General features: G+C 59.1%; 4 protein-coding genes. All 4 read right to left on the minus strand.

Annotated elements, in window-relative coordinates:
- Nucleotides 1-38: 38 nt before the first annotated feature.
- Nucleotides 39-1,367, minus strand: coding sequence for a sigma-54-dependent transcriptional regulator (locus tag OQK_RS17085; protein ID WP_016773449.1), 1,329 nt, complete (start codon nucleotides 1,365-1,367; stop codon nucleotides 39-41).
- Entirely contained in the window at nucleotides 1,367-3,127 is a 1,761-nt protein-coding gene (locus tag OQK_RS17090; RefSeq protein WP_016773450.1) for an ATP-binding protein, read from the minus strand. Before OQK_RS17090 ends, OQK_RS17085 begins: the two co-directional genes overlap by 1 nt.
- Before the next feature lie 79 nt (nucleotides 3,128-3,206).
- Nucleotides 3,207-5,993, minus strand: a complete 2,787-nt coding sequence (locus OQK_RS17095; RefSeq protein ID WP_016773451.1) for an RHS repeat-associated core domain-containing protein — start codon at nucleotides 5,991-5,993, stop codon at nucleotides 3,207-3,209.
- A partial coding sequence (locus OQK_RS28875) for an RHS repeat domain-containing protein (RefSeq protein WP_081489858.1) occupies nucleotides 5,990-8,313 on the minus strand: 2,324 nt, incomplete at its 5' end. The genes OQK_RS28875 and OQK_RS17095, both read right to left, overlap by 4 nt.

Here is an 8,313-nt window from a genome sequence, read left to right on the forward strand (position 1 = left end):
AGGGGGGATGGATTTCAGCTACACCACAAATCTCTGCCTCACTCCGCCAGAAACATCTCCCTACTCAACCCATGCCGCTGCATCTTTTCATTGAACGTGCGGCGCGGCAGTTGCAGTTCTTCGAGCACGGCTTTGACATCACCCTTGTGCCGGGTCAACGCCGCGCGCAGGCATTGCGCTTCGAACGCTTCCTGCTGCGCCGCCAGCGATTGCCCCGGGTCGATTCCGGCGACCGGTTCATCCAGCCCCAACACCTGACGCTCGGCGACGTTGGCCAGTTCGCGGACGTTGCCCGGCCAGTCATGGCTGAGCAAGTGACTGAGCTGCGCACCGGTCAACGGCGGAAAGGTCCGGCCCAGACGCTGGGCGGCGTTCTGGGCAAAGGTTTCAAACAGTAATGGAATGTCTTCGCGGCGATCACGCAGCGGCGGCAAGCGCAGTTCGGCGACGTTGAGGCGATACGCCAGGTCCTCACGAAAACGCCCGGCGCGAGCTTCGTCGAGCAGGTCCGGTTTGGTCGCCGCGACGATACGCAAATCAACGCGAATGCTCTGGTTCGAACCCAGCCGTTCGAGCTTTTGTTCCTGCAAGACCCGCAGCAATTTCACCTGCTGGGCCAGCGGCATGCTTTCGATCTCGTCGAGAAACAGCGTGCCGCCATCGGCGTATTCCAGCTTGCCGATGCGCTTGCCCGAGGCGCCGGTAAACGCGCCGCTCTCATGGCCGAACAGCTCGGCCTCGAACAGTTGCTCCGGGATCGCCGCGCAATTGAGCGCTACAAAGGGCTTACCGGCGCGCGGGCCGAAATCATGCAGGCAACGCGCGACCAGTTCCTTGCCGCTGCCGGTTTCACCACGGATCAGCACGTTGACCGGCAACGTCGCCAGATCCAGCACTTGCCGACGCAATGTCTGCAAACCGCGGGACACGCCGAGCAGCGTCGCATCGAGCTTTGCGCGGTTGTCGGCCAGTTCGTGCAGGGCGCGGTTTTCCAGGACCAGGCGGCGTTTGTCCAGCGCCCGGCGCAGGCTGCCTAGCAGGGTTTCCGGGCTGAACGGTTTTTCCAGAAAGTCGTAGGCGCCATCGCGCATGGCTTCGACCGCCATCGGCACATCGCCATGGCCGGTAAGCAGAATCACCGGCAGATCGCTGTCGCGCTTTTGCACTTCGGCGAGCAATTGCAAGCCGTCCATGCCGGGCATGCGCACGTCGCTGAGGATCACCCCGGCAAAATGTTCCGGGAGCGCGGCGAGGCATTCTTCGGCACGGCTGAACAACTGCACCTGAAACCCCGACAGGCTCAGCCACTGTTCAACGGCGTCGCGAATGCTGCTTTCGTCGTCGACCACCATCACCGAATTGAGCATCAGATGTGTGCCTCCAGATCGATTGGCAGGGTCAGGCTGAACACCGCGCCGTGGTCGCCATTCTCGACGCTCAAGCGCCCGCCGGATTCATGCACGATGGCGAAGGATACTGCCAGCCCCAGGCCAAGACCATCGCCCACCGGTTTGGTGGTAAAGAACGGATCGAACACCTGGCCCAGATGTTCCTCGGCAATCCCGCCGCCGTTGTCGCTGACGCTGAGCCGCCACAATTGCTCATCGGCCTCCAGACGGATTTCCAGGCGCTTGCAGGCTTTACCCTGCATCGCATCCAGCGCGTTGCGCAGCAAATTGATCAACACCTGTTCCAGACGAATCGCATCACCGCGCACCCACGCCGGGCGGGTCAGGTGCAACACAAGGCTGACTTGTTCGTCACGCAGGCGCGCATCGAGCAGTTGCAGCGATTGATCGACCACCGTCGCCAGATCCAGACGTTCGCGCAAACCGCTCGGACTCTTGCGGGCGAAAGTCTTGAGGTGGCCGGTGAGGGCGGCCATGCGCGTGAGCATATCGTCCACCGGTTTCAGCGCCTTGTAGGCGTCATCGACGCGGCCATGTTCGAGCAGCAGGCGCAGAGTCGCCAGTTGCATGCGCTGGGCGGTCAGCGGTTGATTGATTTCGTGGGCCAGTGCGGCGGACATCTGCCCCAGCGCGGCGAGTTTGGCCGATTGCACCAGACCTTCCTGCGCGGTGCGTAAGTCGCGGGTGCGCTCCTCGACCAGACGCTCGAGTTCTTCGCGATTGCGCTGACGGACCTTGGCCAGCCGCCAGCGCTGATTGAGAAACAGCAACAAGAACACCAGCGCCAGCCACACACCGGCGGCGGCCAGCGCGGCGTTGCGCAAATCCTCGAAGGCCACTTGCGGACGGCGCAACAGGTGCAGGGTCCAGCCTTCGGTCGTCAGCGGCAGCGATTCCCACAAATAATCCGCCGTGCCCTGCGGACCTTCGACCCGGCGCAGATCGCTGTTGTCATCGAAACGCCGTAGCGGCAAATGGGTCAGCGACAGCAGCGATTGCTTGTCGTACTGACGCGTGGTTTTGATCTCTGCCAGATCATCGGCGCTCAACGGCCGCAAGGCGCGATAACGCCAACCCGGCTGATTGGCGATAAAGATGATCCCGCGCGCATCGCTGACCAGCAGCGTGTCGCTGCCCTGGCTCCATTCACGTTCCAGTTCGGGAAATTCCAGCTTGACCACCATCGCGCCGAGAAACTCGTCGTTGTCGCCAAGTACGGCGCTGGAAAGGAAATACCCGGGAATGCCGCTGGTCACGCCCACTGCGTAAAAACGCCCGGTGCCTTGGGTGCGGGTCTGGCTGAAGTAGGGGCGGAAGCCGTAATTGTGGCCAACGTAACTGCTGGGCAAGCGCCAGTTGCTGGCGGCCACGGCCAGGCCGGTACGATCCAGCAGTTCAAGGGTCGAGGATTGCGCGGCGCCGTTGATCTTTTCCAGCTTCACATTCAATGCCGCTTGCTGCGCAGCATCGACCGGGCCGGCCAAGGCCGAACGCAATTGCGGGTCCAGCGCCAGCACGGCGGGCAGGGCGCGATAGCGGTCGATCAGGGTGTGCAAGGAGTTGGCGTACAACCCCAGTTGCTGATTGGCGCGGGCCGCGTCTTCTTCCAGCGCCTGACGCTCGGCGTGGCGCATGGCGAGTGTTGCGGCCACGACTGTGCCGGCGATGATCAGCAGGGAATACAACGACAGACGCAGGGTACGGGAAGTCGGCAGCATGCTGGATCAAAGGTCGGCAGGACGGGCGGGCACGATAGCATGCCATCACCCCTTGCCTGCTACTTGAGATCCATGGGGGTCATGCCGCCCTGGGTTTCTTCGAATAGGAGATTGCCATGTTCATTGTTTCTTGCAATTGTTCGGTAATTTTCGCCGTTTCCGCTTCAAGGTCGGCAAGATTGATCCCCGCCAGCGAATCGATGGAAAGTGCAGCGAAGTACTCTCTTGTGGTTTGCAGGTTATCGTTGATCTGCTGGACCAATTCTGGAATATACGTGAACAGCCTGTCGTATTTCTCGGCGGATATTTCCGAACTGGCATCGCTGACTTCTTTGGCGATTTCTACTGCTCCAACCGCTAAGGAGATCGCTGCACTTGCTTCAGAGGCAACGGTTGGCGTAATAAATTTTAGCCCCACAGAGGTGACGAATTTTCCGGTGCCTACCTGGCCTTTGGTTTTTCGAATGTCGAAATTCTTGACGACTTTGTGGCCCAGATAATTCAGCAGGTTCATGGACTTGTACTCTGCCTGCCGGATGAGTTTGTCGGGATCAAGCGGACTTGTCTTGAGCTTGACCGAGGTGCTCAGCCCACTTTGTTCGGCAATGTAGTCAATAGCGAAGCTGACGGCGGTTTTTGTGGCTACCCCCATGCCGATACCAACCACATTTCCTGCGCCGGGAGCGGCTGCCCCCAGAGCTTGGGCGCCCAGCCCCACCAGTATTCCCGCGCCATAACTAAGGGTCTGATTCGTCACATGAACGGCTGTCCTGCGGGCGGTCGCTTTCGCAAATTGGGACGTTGAATTCTGGTTGCGAATCTGCTGCTGCACATTGTTGGAACGCAGTCGGGTGATTGCCAAAATATTCACATGCTTGAGTATCTGATTCGCCAGAGCATTGCGCAGGCGATCAGAAGCCATCCCTTGACCTCTTTTTGCATAACTGGCGTTTTCCCGCGAAAAGTGCCTGCTCCAGGCGGAGTCATAGTCCGCTTTTGTCGGTAGTACTTTGCCTTGGCCGTCGGCGTCTATATAGCCGACGGGGTTGTTGCTTACGAACGCATACAGATTCAACCCATCCACATCCCCCGCCGGATCGGCACTGACCCAGCGCTGCAACCACGGCGCGTAATAACGGGCGCCGTAGTAGTACAAACCGCTGACATCCATTTCCTTGCCGGAGTAACGGATGAAGCGGTATGCGGTTTCCGATTTCGGTGCCATCCAAGCGGTTTCGCCGAACGGGTAGTAGCCTTCTTCGCTGGTGACCGTAGCGTTTTCATCCAGCTCCATTACGCATGAGCCGAGTTGGTCTTCGAGGGTGTATCGCAGTTGAGTGTTGGCGGCAGGTGGATTGCTCACCCAATGCAGGCAGCGCGCGTTACCTACGCTGATGATGTGCAGTTCTTCGCCATTGTCTTTGCTGCGGATTTCCAGGCCGGGCAGGTAGCGCACCTGCTGGAAGTGATTGGCACCTTTGGCGAACGTTTCACGGCGCTTGAGTACCCGTACGCCCTGGCTGTATTGGTAATTCTCGGTGTCGTTGACGCTGTCCTTGCGGATCACCAGATCTATATGTTCCAGCTCGTCGCGACTGTTCCAGTGCAGTTGCGGACCGTGCCGCAGCCTGCGTTGATTTCCATGCAGGTCGAACCAGTTGCCAAAGTCCGGTTCGTGATCGCCGGTTTCCCAGCGCACTGCGCGGTTGCTTTGCTCGTCGATGTACATGCGCCTGGTGCGACTGCCGCCGTCGCGCTGATGGCACAGCTCGGTCAGGTTACCCCCGTCATCGTAGGTGTAAGTCTGGGTGTAATTAAGGCGGTTTTTCTCATCGGGCGGTTGCGGCAGGCCAGGGATATCAGGAGGCAGGGCGTCGTCGTAACCGGTCGCGCGGATCAACCGGTACAAGGAGTCGTAGCTGAATTCGCGTTGGCCATCGACCCGTTGATTGGCGAACCAGGTCGGCTCGAAGGCGTGGTCTTCGATGCGAATGATGTTGCCGACGCGGTCGTAGAAATAGGCGAGATCCTGCAACCTGGCCTGGCCGGTTTTATGGCTGATCCGTGTTTGCAGGCGGCCATCGGTCGCGGTGTACGTCCATTGGCTGAGTACCCCGTTACCGGCCAGTTGCGAGATGATCTGATCATCGGCGTTGTACTGCGCATCCCGCAGAACCTGTGTGATCTGCTCCCCGACTTGCAGCTCCACCTGTTTGAGCTGGCCGGCAAGACCGTAGCTTGACGCTCTGCGATAACCACCGGCATCGGACTGCTGCAGCACAGCGCCCAATGGGCTGAAGACCTGATGGCTGGTGAACGCCTCGCCATCGTCAAAGGTTCGGGTTTGCGCGAGCGCCTGACCGGTGAGAGCGTAACTGGTGATATCCAGTGAGCCTGAAGAGTCAGTCTGTTGGATCATTTGGCCGCGCAGGTTGTGGCCGGCATCGGCAGAGCTCTCACCATAACTGTAACTGTTGATCCGAGTGTCACCGTCTTCCTTGAGCCTTGTCACGCGCAGCTGCGTATCGAAGGTCGACGCCCAGTGGTGACCGCGCTCGTCCCAACGCTGCCGCGGCTCACCGGCCAACCCCGGCAGCACCAGGCGCCAGCCGGAGTCCACGCTGTCGGTGTACACCGCAGCCTCGTTCAGCGAATACACGGTGGCGGTATTCGCATGAGTCTCTCGCAGACGCGGATCACTTTGCGCGACCAGACGCCCGAGCACGTCGTAGTGCTGGCAGGACACCAGAACGCTTGGCGTAGCACCGGCTACCGAACGCAAGTAAGAGACCTGCCGGACTGGCAGGCCACGTGCGTCGGTGACCGTCAACGCAGGAGTGCGTGAATGAACGGTATCGAATTTCATTGGTGTGGATTTGTATGTCGGGTGAATGGCCTGACAAAATCCTGAAATGCCGCTTTGAACCTGGATTTCGGTTGAGCTTGTTTGCGCAAAAAACGGTTGTCTGTGAGTGCGTCTTCCTTGTACCAACTCATCATGGTCTGGCTGGTTTCGATAAATCCCAAAACCTTACTGGTTTCCTCTCGAAGGGCTTCGAGTCGGATAGGCCCCGCAGCTGTTGAGTGGCCTGCATTAGGTATCACAAGACCTGCATCGAACGTGTTTCGCCCCAGACGCCTGTACGCTTTTTCGGCGATGGCCATTCGGGAAGTGAGGGCTTCTTTCCAGTCCGCAAGCATGGTTTCGATTTTCTGAATCTTGACCGGATCCAATCCGTTTTTGATGTCCTCGGCTTCTTGTACTCGTTGTCCCAGATTGAGCGTTGCGCCGACGCCTCCAATAACTGATCCGACGACGTAGTTCATGAATATCAGGCTTGCATTGGCCGGGCTGGTATCCAGTCGACCCTGTGTGAGACCGATCTTTTCATCAATGGCTGCGACGCTCATTGCTGACGTTTGTGGAATCAAGGGCTTGATCAGATTGGCAGGGGACATGAGGCGATCAGCAAGTTCCCCCGTGATGGTGCCGGCGATGTTCCCGCCAACCAACCCTTCGAGAAATGGTGGTTTACCCTGTTCAGTAAAATTGACCATGTGCGGATTGTCGGGAAGCATTGAGCCTATTTTCGGACCGAGGTGAAGGCCGCCGAGGAAACCGGCAGCGGCATTGATGCCTTCTCCCGCGAAATTCGCCAGCAATTCGACACCGTATTGTCGGTGTGAGATGTTCTGAATCTGTTCTTGAGCAGTAACAGAGTAATCACTAAGAACGGTCAGAAAGTTTGCGAAGTTGACAATCTCATGTCCTTCTCGGCTGTTCCCCTGCACATCCACAAAAGAGACCGGGTTGTTTCCCACAAACGCATACACGTTCAACCCATCCACATCCCCCGCCGGGTCCGCACTGACCCAACGCTGCAACCACGGCGCGTAATACCGGGCGCCGTAGTAGTACAAACCGCTGACATCCATTTCCTTGCCGGAATATCGGATAAAGCGGTATTCGATTTCCGACTCCGGGGCCATCCACGCGGTTTCGCCGAACGGGTAATAGCCTTCTGCGCTGGTGACCACAGCGTCTTCATTGAGCTCCATTACGCAAGAGCCGAGGTGGTCTTCGAGGGTGTAGCGCATCTGGTCGTCTATCGGCACTGAACGTTGCGCCCAATGCAGGCAGCGCGCGTTGCCGAGGCTGATGATGTGCAGCTCCTCGCCGTTGTCCTTGCTGCGGATTTCCAGCCCCGGCAGGTAGCGCACCTGGTGGAAGTGGCGGACCTTGTCGGTAAACCATTCATGACATTTGAGGACCCGCTGGCCGGCGCTGTACTGGTAATACTCGGCATCGTTATCGCCGTCCTGACGGATAACCAGATCCACGCGCTCCAGTTCATCACGCCTGCTCCATTGCAATGACGGACCGTGGCGCAGCTTGCGTTGATTGCCATGGGGGTCGAACCAGGTACCGAAGTCCGGCGGCTCGTCGCCCGTTTCCCAACGCACCCCGCGATTGCTTTGAGCGTCGATGCACATGCGCCGGGTGCGGCCGGCGCCGTCGCGCTGATGACGCAATTCGGTCAGATTGCCGCCATCGTCGTAGCTATACGTCTGGGTGTAGTTGAGGCGGTTTTTCTCGTCGGGCGGTCGCGGCAGGCCGGGAATGTCCGGGGGCAGCGCGTCGTCATGACCGGTCGCGCGGACCAACCGGTACAGGGAGTCGTAGCTGAATTCGCGGTGGCCGTCGACCCGTTGATTGGCGAACCAGACGGGCTCGAAGGCGTGGTCTTCGATGCGGATGATATTGCCGGCGCGATCGTAGAAATATTGCAGATCCTGCAACCTGGGCTGAGCAGTTTTTTGACTGGTGCGCGTATGCAGGCGTCCGTCGGCCGGGTCATACGTCCACTGACTCAGGACACCGTTACCGGCCAGTTGCGAGGTGATCTGATTGTTGGCGTTGTATTGCGCATCCAGCAAGACCTGCGTGACTTTCGTCTCGACTTGCAGCTCCATTTGCCTGAGCTGCCCGGCAAGACCATAGCGCGATGCTCTGCGATGGCCGCCGGCATCGGTCTGTTCAAGCACGGCGCCAAGCGGACTGAACACCTGATGGCTGGTGAACGCTTCGTTATCGTGAAAAGTGCGCTTTTCCACCAGTGCCTGTCCGGTGAGGGCATAGCCGGTGATGTCCAGCGAACCTGACGGATCTGTCTGCCGGATCAACC

This window comes from Pseudomonas sp. R62, assembly GCF_000257605.1.
Classification (GTDB): Bacteria; Pseudomonadota; Gammaproteobacteria; order Pseudomonadales; family Pseudomonadaceae; genus Aquipseudomonas; species Aquipseudomonas atacamensis.